Source organism: Flavobacterium sp. GSB-24, from assembly GCF_027924665.1.
Lineage (GTDB): Bacteria > Bacteroidota > Bacteroidia > Flavobacteriales > Flavobacteriaceae > Flavobacterium.
In genome coordinates, this window is sequence record NZ_AP027043.1 from 1355003 (window position 1) to 1377910 (window position 22908).

Genomic DNA, 22908 nt, shown 5'->3' on the forward strand with positions numbered 1-22908 from the left:
GAACTTATTTTCTATTTTTAGCAAATCTTATATTCCTTTAAAAATGAAAATTCTATACACCTTTCTTTGTTTTTTTATGTTGATTTCTAATGGTTTTTCCCAATCAAAAGAAAAAGAAAGTGTGCTTTTAGAAAATGGGGTTTCAGAGCAATTGGCGCAGTTTCGTAAAAAGCAGATTTCAGAAGTTCGGTATAATTTGTCATTTGAGATTCCAAATCAGAAAGAAGAAAATATAAATGCTCATTTGACAGTAAATTTGAATATATCTGATTTAAGTCAGCCTTTACTTTTTGATTTTAAGGAAAAAACGTCCAACATAAAAACAGTTGCCATAAACGGAAAAAGCCTTGCCATTGTTCACCAGAACGGACATATTGTAATTCCTTCTTCGGGTTTAATTTTAGGAAAAAATGCGATTTCAATTTCTTTTATCGCGGGTAATTTATCGTTAAATAGAAATGACGATTTTCTATATACACTTTTAGTTCCAGATCGCGCAAGTACCTTATTTCCATGTTTTGATCAGCCAGATATTAAAGCTGCTTACAAATTGAGTCTTTCTGTACCAAAAGATTGGTCGGTTTTGGCTGGAGCCGATGTAAAAGAGAAAATCGATAAAGGTAATTTTATCACATATATTTTTGGAGAATCAGATAAAATGAGCACCTATTTATTCTCTTTTGTAGCAGGGAAATTCAAAAGCACGACGAAAAAACCAGGTTTAGAAATGACGATGCTGTATCGTGAAAACAGTCCAGAAAAATTCCGCGTAAGCGCAGATACTATTTTCAATCTGCATCAGCAATCCTTAGATTTTTTAGAAAAATATACCAATTATAAGTTTCCGTTTCAAAAGCTGGATTTTGCTTCGATTCCAGTTTTTCAGTATGGCGGAATGGAACATGTTGGCGCGATTCAGTACCGAGAATCAACTTTGTTTTTGGACAACAGTGCAACGGATAGTGAAAAATTAAACCGAGCAAAACTCATCGCGCACGAAACCTCACATATGTGGTTTGGCGATTTGGTCACAATGAAATGGTTTGATGATGTTTGGATGAAAGAGGTTTTTGCCAATTTCATGGCCGATAAAATAATGAACCCGATTTTTCCGAAAGTCAATCATAATCTGCAGTTTTTTACCGCGCATTATCCTAGCGCTTTCGCGGAAGATCGATCTTTGGGTACACATCCTATAAAACAGCATCTGGCGAATTTAAAAGATGCAGGTTCGCTTTACGGAGCTATTATTTACAACAAAGCGCCTATTATGATGCGTCAGTTAGAAGCTTCGATGGGAAAGGAAGCTTTTCAGAAAGGAATTCAAAACTACATTCAAAACTACGCCAACGACAATGCCGATTGGAATAATTTGGTAGAAATTCTGGATGCAGAAACGCCGCTCGATATGAAAAAATGGAGTGACGTTTGGGTAAACAAATCTGGAAGAGCGATTTTTACGGATAAGATTGAATACGATTCTAAAAACCGAATTAAAACTTTTGAAATTCAGCAAAAAGCAGAAGATAACTCCAATAATATCTGGCCTCAGGTTTTTCAGATTGGTTTGGTTTATGCCAATGATGTAAAAGTTCTGACGATTAATATTAATGATAAAAACACCGTTTTAAAAGAAGCCATCGAACTTGAAAAACCAATTGCCGTTATTTATAATTACAATGGTTTTGGGTACGGAGTTTTTCCGCTTGACGGAAAAAATTTGGATTATATTTCTACGTTGAAAGATGAGGTTGCAAGAGTATCGAGTTACAGCAATCTTTATGAAAATACATTGCTTGGACATGTTTCGCCAGATAAAGCTTTTAATTGTTTTCTGAAAGCAATTCAAACAGAAGAAAACGAATTGGTTTTGAGAATCACTTCTAATAATTTAAATACAATTTATTGGAGATTTTTTACCGAAAAACAGCAGAATAAAGTTCAGAAACAGCTTGAAGGTATTTTGTACGAACGTTTACAAGCTAATTTATCAGCCAATATCAAAAAGACATTGTTCGGATTATTCAGCTCGATTGCCTATTCTAATTCGGCGAAAGCCAGTTTATACAAAGTTTGGAACAGAGAAATTTCGATTTCGAATTTAAAATTAAACGAAGACGATTATACCAACATGGCAATGAATCTCGCAATTTTCAAACATCCAAAAGCAGATGAAATTTTGGAAAAGACGAGAACAACATTTACAAATCCTGATAAACAAAAGCGTTTTGAGTTTCTGCTTCCATCATTATCCAAAGACGAATCGGTTCGTAATGCTTTTATGGAATCTTTAAAAGAGGATAAAAACCGTGAAAAAGAATCGTGGGTTTCTGTTGGATTAGCGAATATTCATCATCCGCTTCGTCAGGAAAATGCACAAAAATATATCAGATTTTCATTAGATTTGGTTGATGAAATTCAGCGCACGGGAGATATTTTCTTCCCGAAAGACTGGCTGGATAATACAGTTGGAAAATATTCTTCGAAATTTGCCTTTGATGAAGTACAGCGATTCTTAAAAGAAAACCCTAATTTTAGTCCTATTTTAAAAAGGAAATTATTTCAATCGACAGATTTGCTTTATAAAGCACAAAATATTAAAAAAGAAACCGAATGAAAATCGAATCGGAAATAGAGAAAGTCTCCAGTTTTCAGCATCTAGAAATGCTGGCCAATCAGGTTGTGGAAGGTTTTATATCGGGAATGCACAAAAGTCCGTTTCATGGATTTTCGGCTGAATTTGCTGAACATAAAGTGTATAATGCAGGCGAAAGCACTAAACATATCGATTGGAAATTATTTGCCAAAACCGATCGTTTGTATACGAAACGTTTTGAGGAAGAAACCAATTTACGATGTCATTTAATTGTTGATAATTCATCCTCAATGCATTATCCTGAACTCAAATCAAATCAGCCTTTTTATGAAAAGAAGATTGGTTTTGCAGTTTTGGCCTCGGCGGTTTTAATGAATATCTTAAAGAAACAACGCGATGCAGTTGGATTGAGTGTTTTCTCCGATAAATACGAATATTATGCACCAGAAAAAGGAAGCGATCGTCATCATAGAATGCTGTTGAATAAATTGGAAGAATTATTGGTTCAGCCAAAAGTTAAAAAAACGACCGATACGATTACCTATTTACATCAAATAGCAGAGAAAATGCATCGCCGCTCGATGATTATTTTGTTTACTGATATGTTTCAGACCGAAGATGATGAAAAGCTTTTTAATGCCTTACAGCATTTAAAACACAATAAACATAAAGTAGTTTTGTTTCATGTGGTTGATAATGAAACCGAATTGAAATTTGATTTTGACAATACGCCAAGAAAGTTCATTGACTTAGAATCAGGAGAAGAGGTTTCTATTTTTGCAGATAATGTTAAATCAGAATACGAAAAAAGGGTAGAAGCCTATTTTAAAAATCTAGCTTTAACCTGTGCGAAGAACCAAATTAAGTACGTTCCGGTAAATGTTGGTGACAATTTTGAAAAAATATTGACTACATATTTGGTTGAAAAACAAAACTTTGGGTAAATGTTTTAAAATTTATTTCATTTTTTTTACAAAAACACTTGCAGAAATGAAATTCTGTACTATCTTTGCAACCGCAATAACGCAGAGGTTTGGTAGTTCAGTTGGTTAGAATACATGCCTGTCACGCATGGGGTCGCGGGTTCGAGTCCCGTCCAGACCGCAATATTGGGAAAAGCCTTTCTTTTAAGAAAGGCTTTTTTGCCCAAAAACGGTATCTAAGATTAGTTGTGTTGTTTTGCTACGACTTTGTAACTCGTAGCTGGTTTAGTAGTTAGACCAATGAAAAGCTTTCCACTTTTGTGGATGGCTTTTTTGATTTAAGACATATCGTGATAGTAGATATTAACCGCAAAGTTCGCAAAGATATTTTTAAAAGAATGCAGAGTTCGCAAAGCTAGAATTAATATAGCTTTGCGAACTTTGCGTTTATTTGGTAAATCAATAAAACATCTTTGCGTGCTTTGCGGTTAAAAAGAAGGAAAGTTCTTCTTTTTTTAATTTGCAGACAATTTTTAAAATATTGGAATTTAAGTAATTAAAAATTTCTCAATTTTTATTCCTAAAAACCCTTGCAGAATCCAACTTCTGTTGTATTTTTGCACTCGCAATAACGCAGGGTTTGGTAGTTCAGTTGGTTAGAATACATGCCTGTCACGCATGGGGTCGCGGGTTCGAGTCCCGTCCAGACCGCAATATTGGAAGAAGCCTTTCTTAACGGAAAGGCTTTTTTGTTTTTATGCTTTAAGGTTTAACCGCAAAGTGCGCTAAGATTCACAAAAGGTTCGCAAAGTTTTTTAAGCTTTGCGAACTTTGTGTTTTTAACCTTGCGAACTTTGCGGTTAAATTTCTTTCTTATCTTTATAATGAGAAATCACACCAATGGAACATTCCGGTCAGAAATTAGATAAATATTACATCAAAAAAGTAGATGCTGATAAAAAAAGCATTTACTGTCACCACGATTTGATGGGTGAATTGTTTATTCCTACACACAAACATGATAAAGCCCAATTACTTTATGCAGAAGGCGATGTCGTTTTTGTAACAACGGAGACCAAAACCTATTTTCTGCCCGCAAGACATTTTATATGGATTCCGAGTGGAGTGGAACACAGTATTCAGCCGAAATCTGAAAATGTGATGATGCGAAATTTATATTTTCCGGTTGAAAAAGGAGAAGATGGATTTTATCAGGTTGAAGGTATTTATCCCGTCAATAATTTATTGTTGCAAATGATGCTTTTTACCAATCGTTGGAATGGCGATCTTAAAAAAGGAACTCCAAACTTTACCATTGCAAAAGCTATAAAAGCGATTCTGCCGCAAATCTGCACCAATAATCTTCCGTTAGAATTGCCTCAGCCAAAAGACAAACGGCTTAGTAAAATTTTGCGTTTCATTGAAAACAATCTAGGCGAAACGATTCTGTTTGCAGATGTTGCTCACGAATTTGGTTACAGCGAACGCTCTTTGTATCGCTTGTTTCAAAAAGATCTCAAAATGTCTTTTATTCAATATTATACCATTCGAAGAATCTTAAAAGCAATCGAACTTTTATTAGAAAGAAAACTATCGGTAAAAGAGGTTGCGCTAGAAGTGGGTTACAATAGCGTTCCGACTTTTAGCAATACTTTTTTCAAGATTTTAGGACAACGGCCTTCCGATTACTTAAATGGAGAAGATATTCTGTAGTTTTTTTAAATCTGCTTGAAATATCACAAAGCAAATCCATTTTGTAATAAATTGTTTTTCAGTATTTTAATATAACGTTTTCGAAAAATAAGTTTTTAACGTTTGTCCGAAATGAATACGTTATTGACTTTTTAGAATTATCAGTCATCGTAAAAATGAAGGAACTTTGCAGTATAAAATATTTATGTATTCATGTTCCTTAAAATAACAAATTCTACAGAAGATTGTTTTCTCAAAAAACTAATACTATTGCTAATTTTATTGGCATTCAATAGTTTACAAGCGCAGGAAATTCATACGGTTTCATTAAAAGAAGCGATGAAACTGGCAAAAGAAAACAACAAAAAAATCCTTCGATCTCAATTGGAGATTACGCTCACGGAGCAAAACATAAAAGAAAGTAAAGAACTTCGTTTACCGGATATCGAATTAAACGGCGAGTATTCCAGAATTACCAATATTACCGAATTTAAAGGAAATGGTTTCTTGAATGGAAAAGAAGTTACAAAGGCAATTCCTGAAATTTATCAGGTGAATTCGACTTTTAAAATGCCAATTTATGCTGGAAATAAAATCAATAATGCCATCAAAATTGCCAATCAGGAAAGCGAAATCGCTAAAATAAAAACCGAAAAAACCGAAAATGATATTGAGCTCGAAGTAGTAGCCAATTATCTTTCGATTTATAAAATGATGGAACTTCAAAAGATTTTTGAAGAAAACATCAAAGAAGAAAAAAGCCGATTGAAAGAAGTGCAGTCGCTTCAAAAACATGGAACGGTTACGAAAAACGAGGTTATTCGTGCCGAATTGCAGCTTTCAGATCGTGAACTAAATGCGCTTACAAACTCCAAAAACATTAAAATTGCGCTTCACGATCTGAAAACACTGCTTCAGATTCCGGAAAACGAAGAAATTGCGATCGATACAACAGCTAATCTTGACGAATTGAATGGTTTAGATCCCTACGATTTTTATATGAATAAAGCTTTGCAAAACGAAGAAATGCGCATTGCAAGTCAGGAATTAAATATCAAAAAAACGGAACTGCAATTGGTGAAAGGAAATTATCTGCCAACGGTAAACTTCTTCGGGAATTATGGTTTTTATTATCCTAACTACAAATTTTTTCCGCCAAATCCGTATTTGTACACTTTAGGTCAAGTGGGAATCGAAGCGCGTTTTGATATTTCGGCTTTGTATAAAAACAAAACCAAAGTAGAACAGGCTAACAAAAAAATCGAATGGCAGCAAATGCAGTCGGAAATTATAAAAGATGAAATTCAGGATCAACTGTATAAAGAGCATACGCAATATCAGGAAATCCTTGAAAAATTTGTGGTGGTCGACAAAGCTTTGGATTTAGCCAATGAAAATTACCGAATTGTAAAGCTGAAATACTTAAATCAATTGGTTTTAATAACGGAAATGGTCGATGCCGATAATGCTTTGCTTCAGGCGAAATACAACAAAATTTCTACGCGATTGGATGCAGTTCTGAAACATTACGAATTGCTTCATACGGCGGGGATTCTTCCTCAGAGTTAGATGTTAGATGTGAAAAGTTAGAAGAAAGAGGCAAGAGGCAAGATTTAGAAGTAGATAATAGAAAATAGACAAGAAAAGATATAGAGTTTATGGTTAAGATAAAAAATGAAACTAGAAGAAACAAAACGTTTCATATACTAATAACGGTTATTGCGTGTGCGCTTGTGGCGAGCGGGGTTATTTTGGGAATTTGGTTTTACGTTTTCAACAGAAATCACGAAGAAACCAATGACGCACAAGTAGAACAATATGTAACGCCAATTATGTCGAGAATTACAGGTTATGTACAGGAAGTTCGTTTTAATGAAAACCAATTTGTGCATAAAGGCGATACTTTGGTGGTGATTGACAACAGAGAATATCAATCAAAATTGAATGTGGCTTTGGCCGATGTTCAAAACGCCAAACAAAACAGCGTTGTAGCACAAAAAAATGCGATAAATACGGCCAGCGCAACTGCAATTAACGAAGCGCAATTAGATGCTGCAAAATCGAATCTTTGGAAAACAAAATTAGAATACGAAAGATATCAGGCTTTGGTGAAGGATGAAGCCGCAACTTCTCAGCAATTAGAGAAAGTAAAGGCAGATTATGAATCGGCGCAGGCACATTTTCAGGAAATGAAAAATAGAATTCATTCGGCAGATTTAAGTACATCTGTGGCCGAGGCTAATGTTCCGACAACACAAACGAATATCGCATCCAAACAAGCTCTGGCAGACAATGCGGCATTATTTCTTTCGTACACGATCATTACAGCGCCTTACGACGGCTGGGTTGGAAAACGAACTTTACAGCCAGGGCAAATGGTAAAAGAAGGACAATCATTGCTTTCAATCGTAAGCAAAGAAAAATGGATTACAGCCAATTTTAAAGAAACGCAATTGCAGTATTTAACTGTTGGACAGGAAGTCGAAATAAAAGCCGATGCATTGAGCGATAAAACTTTCGTTGGTACAATTGCTTCTTTATCGCCTGCGAGCGGGGCAAGATTTTCATTGCTTCCGCCAGATAATGCAACAGGAAACTTCGTTAAAATTGAACAAAGAATTCCAGTTCGAATTCAGTTAAAAGATACCGACAAACAAACCGATTTTTTAAGAGCGGGAATGAATATCACCGTGATCGCGGCACACTAAAATGGAAGATAAAAGTATTTTTAAATCTTGGGTTCCAAAATGGGCAATCATTATTATTTTGTTTGTCTGTCTTTTGCATTCCATGATTTTATTGGGAGTTTATACTTCAAACGTAACCTACGCAGCGAGTTTTCTGGACATCGAGCCAGAAGATTTGCAGTTTGCGATGTGCGTTACGTATGGAACTTTGCTCGCCACAATTTTAATAGAAAGCCGATTTTCGAGTTTTTTCCCTGCAAAAAATTACTTGATGGCGGTTTATTCCCTAATCGGAATTACGATTGTTTCATCGGCTTATATTACCAATTTTTATCTTTTTTTATTGCTGAGAATTGCCGAAGGAATCTTAATGGCTCTTCCGGTAATTACGATCAGACAATTATTAATTGAGCAGTTTAATTCTAAAAATGCCATTATAATAGGTTTTTCGTTTTACTACGGTTCGCTGTTATTGTCAACGCCATTTATTATGAATATTGCGGTTTGGTTTCTGGATCATTACGATTGGAAATACATGCTGTACGTTTCGGGCGGCTTGCAGGTTTTGAATGTCTTTTTAATCTTAGTTACTTTTCGTGGGCACCGAATCACAAAGAAAATTCCGTTGTATCAAATCGACTGGATGAGTTATTTTTTGGTTTTAACTGCCATTCTTTGCGGTGCTTACTTTTTTGTTTATGCCGAAAAAAAATATTGGTTTGAGTCTTCGCACATGGTTGTAATGCTGATGATTGCACTCATTACAGGAGGTTTATTTATCTTTAAAGAACGCTTGGTAAAAAGACCGACTTTTGATTTTGAAGTCTTTAAATATGCCAACCTGCGAATTGGGTTTTTATTGTTTTTTCTTTTCTATATCAGCAGGGCAACACTGAGTCTTTGTCATTCGGCGATGTTTTCGATTTGGAATTGGGATCCGTCGCGTGTGGCGGGCGTGCAATACATAAACGGACTAGGAAATGTAATCGGACTTATTTTAGCGGCCTATTTTCTGATGAAATCTGTTTCGACAAAAGTTATTTTCATTATTGGATTTTCGCTAATTGCATTGTTTCATTTTTGGTTTACGTTTCTTTTTGTGCCCGATGTGGCGTTGTCAGATATTATCGTTCCGTATATTTTGCAAGGAATCGGTGTTGGGTTTTTATTTGTTCCGCTCATCTTATTTACCACATCATCGGTTCCGGCAAAAATGGCGGTTTCTTCGGGAATTGTTGGAGTTTCGGGTCGTTTTTGGGGAAGTACAATTGGTTTTTGCGTGATGCAGAATGCGGTTGTATTTTTAAACAAAAAGCACTTTTTAAAATTAAGTCAGTTTGTAACAGGCGAAAATCCAGAAGCACAGCAAACCATAACTGCAACAGCGCAGAGTTTTATGGCAAAGGGATATTCTGCAGATAACGCCAATACTTTAGCGTTGAAGAAAGTCTTCGGGACAGTTGCGAAACAAGCGGCTTTATTAGCTGATATGGAGATTTATACCATTGTTGGTTACGGTTTGGTGGTTTTGATTATTCTAATAGCATGTAATCAGCATTTGAGACAGACAATGACTTTGGTTAAAAGTAAGATATGGATTGGTTGATGAATTAATCTCGCAAAGGCGCAGAGTCGCAAAGGCTTTTAAAGCCGCAGATTAATAAGATTTAAAGGATTTTTTTCTCATTTGATGTCATTTCGATCCCGAAGTCTCGGGATCGAAATGACAAACAGTACTTTGTAAACATTACTTAAAATAAAAACTTTGCGACTCTGCGTCTTTGCGAGATTCAAAAAAACTCTTAGCGAATCTCTGCGAAAAACCTCCGCGAATCTCTGTGAAATAACCCTTTATTACCCTATCTTGCAACCGTTAAAAAAATATAGAATGAAACAGCAATGTGTAATTTTTGATATGGATGGCGTGATTTCGCACACCAATCCGCATCATGTGAAGGCTTTTGAGGCGTTTTTCGATAAATATAATGTTCCTTATACAAATGAAGAATTCGAAGAACATATGTACGGAAAACATAACAGTTACATCATGACGCATTTCTTCAAGCGCCCAATTGCGGGAGAAGAACTGCTGAAACTCGAAGACGAAAAAGAGGGAATGTTTCGTGAAATTTATAAAGACAAAGTAGATACGATTCCGCATTATTTGGATTTTTTAAGCGAATTAAAATCTCGCGGATTTAAAACGGCTGTTGCAACTTCGGCGCCGCGTGCCAATCTGGATTTAATTGCAAACGCTTTAAAAATCTCAGACAAAATGGATTCGATGATGTCCAGCGAAGACGTAACACTTCATAAACCAAACCCAGAAGTATATCTAAAATCGGCAGAGCGTGTTGGCGTTTCTCCGTCTGATTGTGTGGTTTTCGAAGATTCTTTTTCGGGCGTTACAGCAGGATTAAATGCAGGAATGAAAGTTGTTGGCGTTTTGAGTACACATACGAAAGAACACCTTCCTGTATGTGATTTTTATATTAATGATTATAGTGAAATTAATGTGGATAAGATTATTGAAATATTAAATTCCAATAAATAAATTCCAAATTCCAAACTGTACGAGAGACCTTTGTCAAAGTTTTAACTTTGACAAAGGTTTTTTCTTGCAAATAACCAAAACAAGACAAACTTTTAAGACTATTTCTCTCCAGCAATTACAAGTGCATTTCCATCAATAATAACATTTCCGTCAGGGAATTTTTCATTTACTAAAGTAAAAACTTCTTGTCTGATTTTTTCTCTCATTGCATCATCGGCATTGCTGAGTGCGGCGACAAAAGGCGCGGCAATTTCTGTGATCAGATTCCAATAGACATCTGCAGTACCGCAATTTAATTTGCCAGTCAGTTCTGTTTCGGTAGTATTTTTAAACCCAGCTTGTTGGAAAATATCGGTTATTAAACCGCTTTTCGAACAGCGAAACATTCCCGGAGCTTCGGGAGGCGGAGGCGTGAGCTGCATGTTTCTGTTAATCGTTCCGCCAACAGCAGTGACCCAGAAATTTTTCTCAGGTCCGCTCCAGACCGCGGTTGCGATTTTGCCGCCAGGTTTCAGAACGCGATACATTTCTTTTGCTGCTAAAAGCATATCAGGAAAAAACATAAAACCCATTCTACAGCTTATCGCATCGAAGGTATTGTCATAAAAAGGAAGTTCAGTGACATCGCAAGCTTTAAATTCGACATTTGTAATTCCTTTTCTAAAAGCATTTTCGCGGGCAATGGTAAGCATATCGTCAGCGAGATCGGTAATAACGACTTTTCCGTCAGAAAGCATCGCAGCAATGCTCAAACCTGGTTCGCCAGTTCCAGCTGCGACATCTAGAATTACGTCTGATCCTTTTGGGTTTATCGAACGAATGATTTCATCGGCAAAAGGCCTCATAAAATCCAGAATTTCATGATCCCATTTTTTCCAGCCTGGAGAAAATTTGTTCCAAGATGCTTTTTGCTGTTCCCGAATTTCTTGTAGTTGTGGTTCCATTTTGTTTATTGTTAGGTTGTTGAAAACGAATTTTATAACCGAAACAAAATTTGGGGAATTTGTTCTGCAAATAGGCAAAGAGAAGAGTTTTTGGCAGATTTTTTTTTGGATTAGCAAAGTTACGGAATAAATCTTTTTGGTGAACTGGTTTTAGTGTTAATTTATTGATTAATAGTGTTTTGTGTTTTTGTTTCTCATCAAAAATTACCACCAAGTATTGTTATTCGATCCTGAAGTTTCGGGATCAAAATGACAAACTAGACTTAAAAAAAAATAAATTACATACATTGCCTCCTGCTTTAGCTGGAGGTTTCTGTTTGAAAAGAAAAAGGCTTTAGCCGAATCAATAGTTTTCCTCCAAAAAAGCAATCCAGCCTTTTTCAAATTCTTCGGGTTTTATGCTAAGTGCTTTTTCGATGCTGCCAAATGAAGCAATTAGTTTGGGCAGGCTGTCTTTTCCCCATTTTTGGGTCATATATTCGATGATTGTGTAGCCGATATTATAAATCTGATTGCTTTTATTAAGCTCTTCTAAAGTCAGGTTTTTGCTTTTGGCGTATTTTACGCTTAGCGAATTTACTTCTCCAGCCTCAAAAATACTGATCGATTCCCAAAGCCAGCGCGGATATTCGGCTTTAAACTTTTTATCAAATTCCTTTTCAAAAGTAAGTCGGTCTTGGGTGATGATTGTTTCTTTTGCCCTGTCGATTAATATATTGAGTTGAACGCAGTGCGTAAATTCATGAAGCGCAGTTTTGAGAGGATCGTCTGGAAAAATAGAATTGAACCAATTGGTCCACACAAAATGAAATTCATTTGGACCACGGCTCGTACCTTTTGTGTTTTCTTTTAAACCAGTAGCGCTATTAAATTTGTATTGCGAACCATAAACAAAAACCTTTATCAAGTCGTGTTGTACATCTTTTAGATTTTCTCTTATTTTCGCATAATTGTTCTCGAGATGAGTGCTGACTTTTTCAGCCTCACTTTTATAAATTCCGCTGTAAGAAATAATAAAATGTTCTGATTTAAGAGTTCGGATTTCCTGTTTAACGGTAAAGCTTCGAACTGTTCTTGCAAAGTAAAAAACCGCAATAATTCCTAAAAGAATAATTAATAATCTGTATTTTCTCATGTGTTCTAAATGTTTTTTTGAGATTTAAAAACAAGCGAATTTTGAGAATTAAGTTTTTGGTGTTTTAAAAATAAGAATATTTAAAGACTAAACACAAAAAGATTTAAAGAAATTTCTGAAGCAGTTTCTGTTTTTGCCACAGATTATTAAGATTAAAAGGATTTTTGGTCGTTATTTATAATTTTTATGATTTCATTTCTCGTTCCTCGAAATGACAAACTAGACTTAAAAAAAGAAATAAATCAGATGAATTGCCTCCCGCTTTAGCTGGAGGTTTTTTTATGATTGAAGGTGAAAAGCTTTAGCCGAATTATTATTTCAAAGGAAAATTAAATAATTCTTTAGGTTCAATATCTAAAGCATTGGCGATTTTTACAAGAGTTTTTATGGTAGTGTTTATTTCAGCTCTTTCGATTCTGCCTATTTGAGTTTTACGAATCTCACAATCATCAGCTAAATCTTGTTGAGACATGCCTTTTTTTTCTCGTAATTGTCTAATGTGAACGCCAAGATTTGCAATAAAAGTTTCTTGTGAAATATCCATATTTCAAAATTCCTAAGATTTATTTTTGCCTAGGTCACATTTATGCGCTCAAAAGTATTATATTTGAAAACTTTAAAAAATAAGATAATGACTACAGAAATACTTTCGAATGAACTTGAAAATAGACTACAAGCCTTTTTTACTGATGTTATCGATCCAAAAGATATGGCGAAAACTATACGAGAGGTAAATTATATTCTTTCGTTATGTTCCATGCGCGGATGCGAAACTGTAGAAACTGAATTCAATAATCTCGAAGATAATTTTTATTGGCTCAATAGATTGGCAGAAGCTCTGGATCCTTATTTGGATGTTGATTAAATAGAAGAATCATTTCATTTCGACGAAAGGAGAAACGAAAACAGCAAATCGACAAAATGATATTGTTTCTTAATTTTTTTCATGTTGTACACCCGTCGTTTTGCTGTAATCTCCTTTCGTCCAGATGATCGATGTTGTGTTTTCAGCTCAATTTGCTGAATTTAAATTTTGAAAATGAAATAAAATAATGTTATGAAAATTTTGCTACATTTAGATTTCATAAAGATATCCAAAAAATATGGTAGACCTAAATCTCGAAGAAATTAAATTAATTCATGAAGTTTCAAAGCCATTAATACAACCATTAATAAATTCTTTAATAACTCCAAAAATTGATCGTCTCAACAATTGGTTAAAAAAGAGAAATAATGATTATAAAATCGAAGATCATTATTGGGAAAATAAATTTTCTAAATATCTTCAAGAAATTTATAAAGAATCAAGTTTTTTGACAACTTTAGTTTTTCCGAATACAGGAACTAAAATAAAAAAATTATATGTGCCTTTAACTATTATATCGTATAATGGTGATCATATTTATCAAATAAAAGAAAATGAAAATATTCCTTTTGATAAATTTAGTAGAATAATTATTTCTGATTATGCAGGAATGGGAAAATCTACATTGTTGAAATGGATAACTCTTTCAGTAATTGAACAAAATATTAGTATTCCAATTTTGATTGAGCTTAGAAAGATTAATGAAAAAAATTCTTTGTTAGAAGAAATTTTCAATCAAATAAACCCTTTGGATAAATCTTTAGATAAAGATTTGACCTTTGAACTTATGAATTTAGGATCTTTTACAATTTTGCTAGACGGATTTGATGAAATTCCATATGATATTCAAGAAACCATTACTGGTCAAATTGTAGATTTGGTAAGAAAAACAGGAAAAAATAATTTTGTTATTACATCTAGACCGGAATCCGCATTATCAACATTCTCAGATTTTCAATTATTCCATATACAACCATTGAGAGATGAGGAAGCATATAATATTATAGAAAAGTTGGATAATTTAGGTCAGGTAAAACTAGGTGAAAGTTTAATTTCTGAAATTAAAGAAAAAAATACTCAAGTACATGAATTTTTATCAAATCCATTTTTAGTTTCATTATTATATAAATCTTATACTTATAATAAAGATATTCCTTCTAAGAAAATTACATTTTATGAAGAGGTGTATAGTTGCTTGTTTAAGCATCATGATTTGTCAAAACAGGGATTTAAAAGACCTAAGCGTTCTAACTTAGATATTTATGATTTTGAAATTATTTTAAGAAATATTGCTTTCGAAACCTCAAAAATAGGTTTGGTAATTTACACAAAAGATGAACTAATTCATCATATTTTGAAAGCTAAAAAGAATAATGAAAGTATAAGTTTTAAAGAGCAAAATTTTTATGATGATTTAACGACAACTGTTCCGTTGTTTAATATTGAAGGGCAAAAAATTAAATGGGCACATAAGTCAATTCAAGATTTTTTTTCAGCAAAATATATTTCAAATCACTCCAAAAAAGAAGAGATTTTAGAATTGATATTTAAATCAAAAAAGCATTCCTACTTAAATATAATTGATTTATTGTATGAATTGGAGCCAAAAGCATTTTCAAAAGTAATTACAAAAGTCGTTTTAGAGAATTTTGTTGAGTTTTATGAAACTCAATTTTTGTGGAATAAGAAAATACCAAAAGGTCTTATAAATGAAAGAATTGGACTGACTTTTGGAGCTCAATATGGTTTTTTAAAAGCTAAGGATTCACGATTTTCTTTCAATGATGCCAGAAAGCGTTTTTTGGAAGAGACAAGTGCAAAAAGAACGGAAACTTTAATATCTCTTTATCATACGAAACCGCCTTATTATTTTATGAGTGAATCTTCATTTTTAAAAGAGATTATAAAAATCTTACATTTAAAAGGTGAAAATTTATTTATGTCAGTGTCTTACAGTGAAAAAACAATCACTGCAATTTTAGATCAACTAGTTTTTAATAAACTTCATTTATTAAATGATAAAGAAAATGAAGTTTTTAATTTGAAAAAGAATTTTGCTTTATTTAATTCTAGCATAAAAGATGGAATTATGGAGAGAAATCTACTAGTAAAAGATATTTTAGATTACGAAAAATGTAAAAAAGAATTAGTGCGTATTAATAAACAAATTATTGCAGATGATACTGATGATGAATTAGATAATATATAAAAAACAAAAAAGCTTCTGATTTCTCAGAAGCTTTTTTCAGTGCGGATAATAGGACTCGAACCTACACGCCTTGCGGCACCAGATCCTAAGTCTGGCATGTCTACCAATTTCACCATATCCGCTCAATTGTGGGTGCAAAGATAAACATAACTTCTAAATTTCAAAGCATTTTTTTAAAAAAATTATTAATTCTCTTTTTTGTATTTTTGAGTTTCTATAAAAATAATTTAAATGGAAAATATTAAGTCCTACGTTCAACAACATAAAGATCGGTTTATCAATGAATTGATCGAATTATTAAAGATTCCGTCGGTTAGTGCCGACACTGCATATTCTCAAGATGTTATTGACACAGCAGAGGCTGTAAAAGAAAGTTTAACAAAAGCAGGCTGCGATTTTGTCGAAACTTGCGATACTCCAGGTTACCCAATTATCTACGGAGAGAAAATTATAGATCCAAATCTTCCAACGGTTTTAGTTTACGGACACTATGATGTGCAGCCGCCAGATCCGTTAGAATTATGGACTTCGCCACCTTTTGAACCTGTTATTAAAACTACAGATATTCACCCAGAAGGCGCAATCTTCGCGCGTGGAGCTTGTGACGACAAAGGGCAGATGTACATGCACGTAAAAGCGCTTGAGTTAATGGTACAAAGCAATACTTTGCCTTGTAACGTAAAATTCATGATCGAAGGTGAGGAAGAAGTGGGTTCTGCAAGTTTGGCTTGGTTCGTAGAACGCAATCAGGAAAAACTGAAAAATGACGTTATCCTGATTTCAGATACAGGAATGATTTCTAACCAACAACCATCAATTACAACTGGTTTAAGAGGTTTGAGTTATGTTGAGGTAGAAGTTACAGGTCCAAACCGCGATTTACATTCTGGTTTATACGGTGGGGCTGTGGCGAACCCGATTAATATTTTAGCAAAAATGATTGCTTCTCTTCACGACGAAAACAATCATATTACAATTCCAGGATTCTACGATAAAGTTCAGGAATTATCTGCAGAAGAAAGAGCTGAAATGGCAAAAGCGCCTTTTAGTCTAGAAAAATATAAAAATGCTTTGAACATTGCTGATGTTTACGGCGAAAAAGGATATGTAACTAACGAAAGAAACTCAATTCGTCCAACATTAGACGTAAACGGAATCTGGGGCGGTTATACTGGCGAAGGTGCTAAAACGGTTATCGCGAGTAAAGCTTTTGCTAAAATCTCGATGCGTTTGGTTCCAAACCAAGAGTGGGAAGAAATTACAGAATTGTTTACAAAGCATTTCACAAGCATTGCTCCAGCTGGAGTTACAGTAAAAGTAACGCCTCACCACGGTGGACAAGGTTATGTAACGCCAATTGACAGCATTGGTTATCAGGCAGCCAATAAAGCGTATACAGAAACGTTTGGAGTTCCTGCAATTCCGGTACGTTCTGGAGGAAGTATTCCGATTGTGGCTTTGTTTGAAAAAGAATTAAAAAGTAAAACAATCTTAATGGGATTTGGTTTGGATTCTGATGCGATTCACTCACCAAATGAACATTTTGGAATCTTTAATTACTTGAAAGGAATTGAAACTATTCCGTTGTTTTACAAGTATTTTGTGGAACTTTCTAAATAGTTTTTTTAACCGCAAAGAGCGCTAAGGTTTATCGCAAAGTTCGCTAAGATTTTTTTAAGTAAGAATTTATAAAAGTTCGCAAAGCTTCATTAATAGCTTTGCGGACTTTGTGTTTATAAACGTAACCTTAAAAAAAAGCTTTGCGCTCTTTGCGTTAAAAAAAACTGCAAAGAGTTTCAAATCCTGTAAGATATAAAACCGTTCAGAAATGAGCGGATTTTTTTTGTTCTTATAAATACGGGGTTTAAACTTTCAACATTAAAATTTTTAATTTTCTCTTTGTTTTTTATTGAATAAATTAACTTAATTTAGTTATTTTTATTATTCAGTTTGTTTTTATTTTGAAAATAATTCTATGTTTTAAAAATTTCTAATTTTATTTTAATGTTGCTTTAATGTTTAAGAATGGGCTTAATAGAAAAAAAGGTTAGATTTTCGCCCATTGGGTACACGAGATATCTTAGAGGATTAAAAAAACCTCATTCGATGTTTCGGGAAGGAAAAATTTTGGAAAGTCTCGCATCAAAATCATGGGAAATTGCTCCTGGAAATACCACCGTTTCGCCAAAAGCTTATTTTCTCGACGGTCAGTTAGAACGCATTACAGGCACAGCTTATACCGATGATCCTTATGCTGCAATGCATGGCGGTTTTAGTGTCGAACATGCCCCAACATACGCTTATAAGCTAAAAGATGCTTGGATGATGAATGGGTTTATTTATAAAGGACTTCATAATTTCCGACTTCATCCTTCTTTTCAACTTTCTAAAAAGATGAATTATTTTCCGCCCGCTATTATAGAAGCAGAAATTAATGATGCTGCAATTTATAGCACATCAGAAGGAAATCAATATTTTGGACTTTGGCTGACCGATGATTGTGCTAATTATGCCTTGGCTGCAGCTGAAGGAGTTCCAGTAACTTCGAATATTATTCCTTATTCGCACATGCTTGAATATGAATCATTTTTAGAAATGAATCCAATTCGAACAAATGCGGCTTACTTAAAAAATGCTATTTTCTTTGATGATAATTGGGGAAATAATCAAAATAAACATACCCGATTCGCTGCTAATAGAAACAAATTATTGTATTTGTTTCCCGCAGCTTCACATCCTGGAGTTTTCATCCTGCGTCGAAATTCCGGAATTTCCCGGGTTATGTTGAATGAAATCGAAATCGCCGAACAACTCCGAGAAAAATACGGATTTAAAATTGTCGATGTTACCAAGAATAGTGTTTCAGAAATACTTTCGGCGTGTTCTGGTGCCAAAATTCTTATAGGTATTGAAGGCAGTCATTTATTTCACGGACTCATGACTCTTGAGTCAGGAGCTTCGGTTTTGGTCCTTCAACCTCCAAATCGTTTTAGCGCTGTCATTAAAAATACTACAGATATGGAGAATATCAATTACAGCTTTGTAGTCGGAATTCAAAAAGAGGAAAATTTCTATATCAATTTTGAAGAAGTGGAGAGAACGCTTTCTTTATTAAGGTTCTAAGTTGCTAAGATTCTAAGGTACTAAGGTTTTTGTCAAAGTTTTAAACTTTGACAAAGAAAAACCTTTGTCCCTCAAAAAACAAAAAAAATCCGCTTCAATTTCTGGAAGCGGATAAAATTACAAACTAAAAAATCTAAAAATTAACATGCAGATCCAGATTAAAATAAATCTGGATTATATCCAAAATAAGGTACTTTTTGTTCGTTAAAAATTACACCATATTCTTCTAACTCTTTTAAAATAGGCTCGTAAACTTCTTTTTTAATCGGAAGCTGTACTCCGGGAGTTGTTATTTTTCCATTGAGAATCAATAATGTTGCAATGGCAACCGGAAGTCCGACTGTTTTTGCCATAGCAGTATAAGTCTGGTCTTCTCCAGTACAAACCATTTTAGAATCGATTTGTTTCTTTTCTCCGTTTATTTCATATCCGAATTTATGATACATTACAATCATATCTTTGTCATCTGGTTCAAGAGCCCAGCTGTCGGTTAAGATTTTTTCTAAAATTTGTGCAGGTGTAGCGTTAGGCAGATTCACTTTTTTGTGTGGGTTAAATAAATCCAGTTCCAAAAGTTTATCCCACATAATATCGTCTTGATCAATTTTTAAAATCAAACGTGTTTTGATTTCAACAGAATCTGTCGGGTGATACGGAAGAAAAGAATTCACAAACTGACGATAACTCATATTTTCAGAATCTTCAATAATATAGCTGTCATCAGTCATTCCGAGTTGTACAAACATATTCCAAGCTCTAGAATATCCCACTCTTCGAATAGTTCCTCTATATAAAGTGAGAATATCGTCTAAACCGTAAATAGATCTGTATTTAAGAGAATCCCGATTTGAATAAGCTTCAAATTTCCCGTAGCCCTCAACTTCTAGGAATTCAGTTCTTCTAAATAAAGCACTGTACGGGATATATTTATAAGTTCCTTCCTGAATAAATTTGGCTGCGCCCCCTTGTCCGGCCAAAACCACATTTCTAGGCGCCCAGGTGAATTTATAATTCCATAAATTATTATCAGATTCAGGAGCTACAAGTCCGCCGCAGAAAGATTCAAACAATAGCATTTTTCCGCCTTTTGATCGAATTTCATCAATAACCTTCATGGCGCTCATATGATCGATTCCTGGATCAAGACCAATTTCGTTCATGAAGATTAAATTGTTTTTCTGAGCTTCTTCGTTCAAAGCCTGCATAGCATCACTTATATAAGACGCAGTAACCAAATGTTTTTTGAATTCCAGACAGTCTTTTGCAATTTCGATATGAAGATGTGCAGGCAGCATCGAAATCACAATCGAAGCATTGGCAATAGCTTTTTTTCTTTCTTCGGCATTAAAAATATCTAAGGCAAGCGGAGTAGCATTCGGATGATTTTGTGTCTTTGCTTTCGCTAAATTCAATGAAAGGTCTGCTACAGTTAAATGCAGTTTTTCTTCGTTAGATTTTGACAACAAATACCGAATCAAAGAAGATGCAGATCTTCCTGCTCCAATTATTAAAACGTTTCTCATGCTTTAAATATTTAACACAAATATATTAAAATGTTACAATTATAACAATTTTAATTGAATAAAATTGATTTTTATTTTTTGTTTTGAGGGAAAAAATAATGTAATTCTATTTAAATAATCTAGAAACTAAAGTGGTTTTTTGGTTTGTTTGAAGTATTTTTGTTTCAAATTTCAAAAGATATAAATCATGAAACGAAGAATTGTTCTTACTGGAGCTTTTATAGGTATGTTAGCTATTATTTTGGGTGCTTTTGGAGCTCATTTATTAAAAAAATATCTTTCGGTTGATCAATTAAATACTTTTGAAGTTGGTGTTCGATACCAAATGTACCACGCTCTTTTTCTGTTGTTTTTATCTACGCAAAAAGATATTGCAGAAAAAACATTAAAAGCTATCTATAATTTAGTAGTTGCCGGAGTCGTTCTTTTTAGCGGTTCGATTTATTTATTGGCAACAAAAGACTACACTTTGTTTGATTTTAAAATTATAGTATTCGCAACTCCTGTGGGTGGTTTTCTATTAATTATCGCTTGGACGCTATTATTCTTTACGATTTTGAAGAGAAAATCATAAAATCCCGAAAAAAAAATTCTGTCTAAGAATTAATCTTTAATTTTGTCTCATAAATAACATATAACTTTAGTTATGTGAATTTTTTCTATTTTAGGTTGTAAAACTAAAATAATATAACAAATTCGCTTATAAGGTTGTAAATAAACAAATTAGAAGCAGTTATTTTTTTCTTTTTGTAATTTTTAAAGTGAAATTTCTCTTTTTTCGTATAAATCAAAGTGAAATTTAATTATTTTAAAACGAATAAGAATTAATCTGTAATTTTGCTTCTGAAATAAATATCACACACAACTTAAAATTTATGGACACTAACACAGTTTTCGCGCAATCGATTTCGTTAAAAGAATTAGGAATTGAAAATGCAAAAGTTCGTTATCAACTATCTGCAGATGAATTACATGCGATTACTTTGCAGTCAGGACAAGGTGTTGAGAATTCTACCGGAGCGTTGGCAATTAATACAGGTGAATTTACAGGTCGTTCTCCACAAGATCGTTTCATTGTAAAAGATGATATTACAAAGGATCAAGTTTGGTGGGGAAATGTAAATATCCCGTTTGAACCTCAAGCTTTTGAAAAGCTATATAATAAAGTAACAGCATTTTTATCAGACAAAGAAGTTTTTGTTCGCGATTCTTATGTTTGCTCTGATCCAAATTATAGATTAAATGTTCGTGTTGTAACCGAAACAGCTTGGTCAAATTTGTTCTGTTACAATATGTTTTTACGTCCAGAAGAATCGGAACTGGCTAATTTTACTCCAGAATGGACAGTAGTTTGTGCACCAAGTTTTATGGCAGATCCTGCTGTAGACGGAACACGACAGTCTAATTTCGCAATTTTGGATTTTACTAAAAAAATCGCTTTAATTGGAGGAACAGGTTATACTGGAGAAATGAAAAAAGGAATTTTCTCTGCATTAAACTTTATACTTCCAGTTTTCAAAAATACACTTCCTATGCACTGTAGTGCGAATGTTGGAGAAGACGGAGATACAGCAATTTTCTTCGGATTATCTGGAACAGGGAAAACAACTTTATCTGCAGATCCAGAACGTAAATTGATCGGAGACGACGAGCACGGCTGGACAAATGAAAATACTGTTTTTAACTTTGAAGGTGGTTGTTATGCTAAAGTAATCAACTTAACAGAAGAGAACGAACCAGACATTTTTAGAGCAATCAAAAAAGGAGCGCTTTTAGAAAATGTGGTTTTTAAAGCAGGAACAAACGAAGTAGATTTTGACGATGTTTCGATCACGCAAAATACTCGTGTAAGTTACCCAATAACTCATATTGATAATGTACAGCCAGGTTTGGTGGGACATAATCCAAAAAATATATTTTTCTTAACGGCTGATTCTTTCGGAATTCTGCCTCCAATTTCAAGATTAAACCCAGGTCAGGCGGCATACCACTTTATTTCTGGTTATACTGCAAAAGTTGCTGGAACAGAAGCTGGTGTAACTGAGCCTCAGCCTAATTTCTCAGCTTGTTTTGGTGCACCGTTTATGCCTTTACATCCAACTCGTTATGCTGAAATGTTGAGCAAAAAAATGAAAGATGCCGGCGTAAAAGTTTGGTTAATCAATACAGGATGGACTGGCGGACCTTACGGAATTGGAAGCCGTATGAAATTGAAATATACTCGTGCCATGATTACAGCTGCTTTAAAAGGAGAATTGGATAATGTAGAGTATGCAGATCATAAAGTATTTGGAATTGCAAAACCACAATCTTGCCCGAATGTTCCAGAAGAGATTTTAAATCCTAGAAATACTTGGGAAGATAAAGATTTATATGATCAAAAAGCATTAGAATTAGCACAAAAATTCAAAGCTAATTTTGCCAAATTTGAAGAGTTTGCAAACGCTGAAATCTTAGCGGGAGCACCGATTACAGAATAAAAGGAATTAGTTAATTCAAATTAAAAAAAGCTGTTCAGTGATGAACAGCTTTTTTTGTTTTTTGTGTATGTCTGATACTGCTTATTTGTCTCCCTGAGCGAAGTCGAAGGACGCTTCAATTGGAAACTGGGCTTCGACTTCGCTCAGCCCGACAATGAGTAATTTTTAAAGACATTG

The 22908-nt window shown here is 34.0% G+C and carries 17 protein-coding genes and 3 tRNA genes; 15 read left to right on the forward strand and 5 right to left on the reverse strand.

The features are described from left to right. Positions 1–43: 43 nt before the first annotated feature. From QMG60_RS06140 to QMG60_RS06180, 9 genes are all read left to right on the forward strand, one after another. Complete coding sequence (locus QMG60_RS06140) at positions 44–2617, forward strand: M1 family aminopeptidase (RefSeq protein ID WP_281867217.1); 2574 nt, start codon at positions 44–46, stop codon at positions 2615–2617. Next, positions 2614–3540, forward strand: a complete 927-nt coding sequence (locus QMG60_RS06145; RefSeq protein ID WP_281867218.1) for a DUF58 domain-containing protein — start codon at positions 2614–2616, stop codon at positions 3538–3540. The genes QMG60_RS06140 and QMG60_RS06145 overlap by 4 nt, the downstream gene beginning before the upstream one ends. An 86-nt stretch (positions 3541–3626) precedes the next feature. Next, positions 3627–3700: transfer RNA gene (locus QMG60_RS06150), tRNA-Asp, on the forward strand. A gap of 456 nt (positions 3701–4156) precedes the next feature. Next, a tRNA-Asp gene (locus QMG60_RS06155) sits at positions 4157–4230 on the forward strand. A gap of 189 nt (positions 4231–4419) precedes the next feature. After that, positions 4420–5232, forward strand: coding sequence for an AraC family transcriptional regulator (locus QMG60_RS06160; protein ID WP_134139076.1), 813 nt, complete (start codon positions 4420–4422; stop codon positions 5230–5232). A 249-nt stretch (positions 5233–5481) separates the two neighbouring features. Then, positions 5482–6780, forward strand: coding sequence for a TolC family protein (locus tag QMG60_RS06165; RefSeq protein WP_281867219.1), 1299 nt, complete (start codon positions 5482–5484; stop codon positions 6778–6780). A gap of 89 nt (positions 6781–6869) precedes the next feature. Next, on the forward strand, positions 6870–7919 hold the full coding sequence (locus QMG60_RS06170) for an HlyD family secretion protein (protein ID WP_281867220.1): 1050 nt from the start codon (positions 6870–6872) through the stop codon (positions 7917–7919). Position 7920: 1 nt separating this feature from the next. Further along, positions 7921–9504: an MFS transporter gene (locus QMG60_RS06175; protein ID WP_281867221.1), complete on the forward strand. Its 1584-nt coding sequence runs from the start codon at positions 7921–7923 to the stop codon at positions 9502–9504. A gap of 282 nt (positions 9505–9786) precedes the next feature. Further along, on the forward strand, positions 9787–10452 hold the full coding sequence (locus QMG60_RS06180; RefSeq protein WP_281867222.1) for an HAD family phosphatase: 666 nt from the start codon (positions 9787–9789) through the stop codon (positions 10450–10452). 98 nt (positions 10453–10550) lie between these two features. Here QMG60_RS06180 and QMG60_RS06185 read toward each other — a convergent pair whose 3' ends face one another. The 3 genes from QMG60_RS06185 to QMG60_RS06195 form a co-directional block, all read right to left on the reverse strand. Further along, on the reverse strand, positions 10551–11396 hold the full coding sequence (locus QMG60_RS06185; protein ID WP_281867223.1) for a class I SAM-dependent methyltransferase: 846 nt from the start codon (positions 11394–11396) through the stop codon (positions 10551–10553). Between the two features lie 343 nt (positions 11397–11739). Further along, positions 11740–12531, reverse strand: a complete 792-nt coding sequence (locus QMG60_RS06190) for a hypothetical protein (protein ID WP_134139084.1) — start codon at positions 12529–12531, stop codon at positions 11740–11742. Positions 12532–12844: 313 nt separating this feature from the next. Further along, a complete protein-coding gene (locus QMG60_RS06195; RefSeq protein ID WP_281867224.1) occupies positions 12845–13075 on the reverse strand; it encodes a helix-turn-helix transcriptional regulator in 231 nt (76 codons plus the stop codon). 87 nt (positions 13076–13162) lie between these two features. On the opposite strand from QMG60_RS06195, the gene QMG60_RS06200 reads away from it, so the two are divergent. Together QMG60_RS06200 and QMG60_RS06205 are read left to right on the forward strand one after the other, a co-directional pair. Beyond that, positions 13163–13396, forward strand: a complete 234-nt coding sequence (locus QMG60_RS06200; RefSeq protein WP_281867225.1) for a hypothetical protein — start codon at positions 13163–13165, stop codon at positions 13394–13396. A 238-nt stretch (positions 13397–13634) separates the two neighbouring features. Further along, positions 13635–15605 (forward strand): NACHT domain-containing protein, encoded by a 1971-nt coding sequence (locus QMG60_RS06205; protein ID WP_281867226.1) that lies wholly within the window; start codon positions 13635–13637, stop codon positions 15603–15605. 40 nt (positions 15606–15645) lie between these two features. Here QMG60_RS06205 and QMG60_RS06210 read toward each other — a convergent pair. Continuing rightward, positions 15646–15727 (reverse strand) — tRNA-Leu (locus QMG60_RS06210). A 109-nt stretch (positions 15728–15836) separates the two neighbouring features. On the opposite strand from QMG60_RS06210, the gene QMG60_RS06215 reads away from it, so the two are divergent. Together QMG60_RS06215 and QMG60_RS06220 are read left to right on the forward strand one after the other, a co-directional pair. Beyond that, positions 15837–17225: a dipeptidase gene (locus tag QMG60_RS06215; protein WP_057115916.1), complete on the forward strand. Its 1389-nt coding sequence runs from the start codon at positions 15837–15839 to the stop codon at positions 17223–17225. Positions 17226–17630: 405 nt separating this feature from the next. Next, entirely contained in the window at positions 17631–18728 is a 1098-nt protein-coding gene (locus QMG60_RS06220; RefSeq protein WP_281867227.1) for a glycosyltransferase family 61 protein, read from the forward strand. A 158-nt stretch (positions 18729–18886) separates the two neighbouring features. Here the strand turns inward: QMG60_RS06220 and QMG60_RS06225 are convergent, their stop codons facing one another. Continuing rightward, the gene (locus QMG60_RS06225) at positions 18887–20251 is read right to left on the reverse strand and encodes a saccharopine dehydrogenase C-terminal domain-containing protein (protein WP_057115918.1); all 1365 of its coding nucleotides are present in this window, start codon (positions 20249–20251) and stop codon (positions 18887–18889) included. Between the two features lie 187 nt (positions 20252–20438). Between QMG60_RS06225 and QMG60_RS06230 the strand changes: the two genes are divergently transcribed. Then, positions 20439–20825: a DUF423 domain-containing protein gene (locus tag QMG60_RS06230; protein WP_134139092.1), complete on the forward strand. Its 387-nt coding sequence runs from the start codon at positions 20439–20441 to the stop codon at positions 20823–20825. Between the two features lie 301 nt (positions 20826–21126). Next, the gene (gene pckA, locus QMG60_RS06235) at positions 21127–22731 is read left to right on the forward strand and encodes a phosphoenolpyruvate carboxykinase (ATP) (protein WP_281867228.1); all 1605 of its coding nucleotides are present in this window, start codon (positions 21127–21129) and stop codon (positions 22729–22731) included. Positions 22732–22908 lie beyond the last annotated feature (177 nt).

What these genes read in the sequence shown, in the direction of transcription:
- QMG60_RS06190 (WP_134139084.1), bottom strand. Translation starts at nt 12,531, where the DNA reads ATGAGAAAATACAGATTATTAATTATTCTTTTAGGAATTATTGCGGTT.
- QMG60_RS06170 (WP_281867220.1), top strand. Translation starts at nt 6,870, where the DNA reads ATGGTTAAGATAAAAAATGAAACTAGAAGAAACAAAACGTTTCATATA.
- QMG60_RS06230 (WP_134139092.1), top strand. Translation starts at nt 20,439, where the DNA reads ATGAAACGAAGAATTGTTCTTACTGGAGCTTTTATAGGTATGTTAGCT.
- QMG60_RS06140 (WP_281867217.1), top strand. Translation starts at nt 44, where the DNA reads ATGAAAATTCTATACACCTTTCTTTGTTTTTTTATGTTGATTTCTAAT.
- QMG60_RS06145 (WP_281867218.1), top strand. Translation starts at nt 2,614, where the DNA reads ATGAAAATCGAATCGGAAATAGAGAAAGTCTCCAGTTTTCAGCATCTA.
- QMG60_RS06200 (WP_281867225.1), top strand. Translation starts at nt 13,163, where the DNA reads ATGACTACAGAAATACTTTCGAATGAACTTGAAAATAGACTACAAGCC.
- pckA (WP_281867228.1), top strand. Translation starts at nt 21,127, where the DNA reads ATGGACACTAACACAGTTTTCGCGCAATCGATTTCGTTAAAAGAATTA.
- QMG60_RS06220 (WP_281867227.1), top strand. Translation starts at nt 17,631, where the DNA reads ATGGGCTTAATAGAAAAAAAGGTTAGATTTTCGCCCATTGGGTACACG.
- QMG60_RS06180 (WP_281867222.1), top strand. Translation starts at nt 9,787, where the DNA reads ATGAAACAGCAATGTGTAATTTTTGATATGGATGGCGTGATTTCGCAC.
- QMG60_RS06185 (WP_281867223.1), bottom strand. Translation starts at nt 11,396, where the DNA reads ATGGAACCACAACTACAAGAAATTCGGGAACAGCAAAAAGCATCTTGG.
- QMG60_RS06160 (WP_134139076.1), top strand. Translation starts at nt 4,420, where the DNA reads ATGGAACATTCCGGTCAGAAATTAGATAAATATTACATCAAAAAAGTA.
- QMG60_RS06225 (WP_057115918.1), bottom strand. Translation starts at nt 20,251, where the DNA reads ATGAGAAACGTTTTAATAATTGGAGCAGGAAGATCTGCATCTTCTTTG.
- QMG60_RS06205 (WP_281867226.1), top strand. Translation starts at nt 13,635, where the DNA reads ATGGTAGACCTAAATCTCGAAGAAATTAAATTAATTCATGAAGTTTCA.
- QMG60_RS06195 (WP_281867224.1), bottom strand. Translation starts at nt 13,075, where the DNA reads ATGGATATTTCACAAGAAACTTTTATTGCAAATCTTGGCGTTCACATT.
- QMG60_RS06215 (WP_057115916.1), top strand. Translation starts at nt 15,837, where the DNA reads ATGGAAAATATTAAGTCCTACGTTCAACAACATAAAGATCGGTTTATC.
- QMG60_RS06175 (WP_281867221.1), top strand. Translation starts at nt 7,921, where the DNA reads ATGGAAGATAAAAGTATTTTTAAATCTTGGGTTCCAAAATGGGCAATC.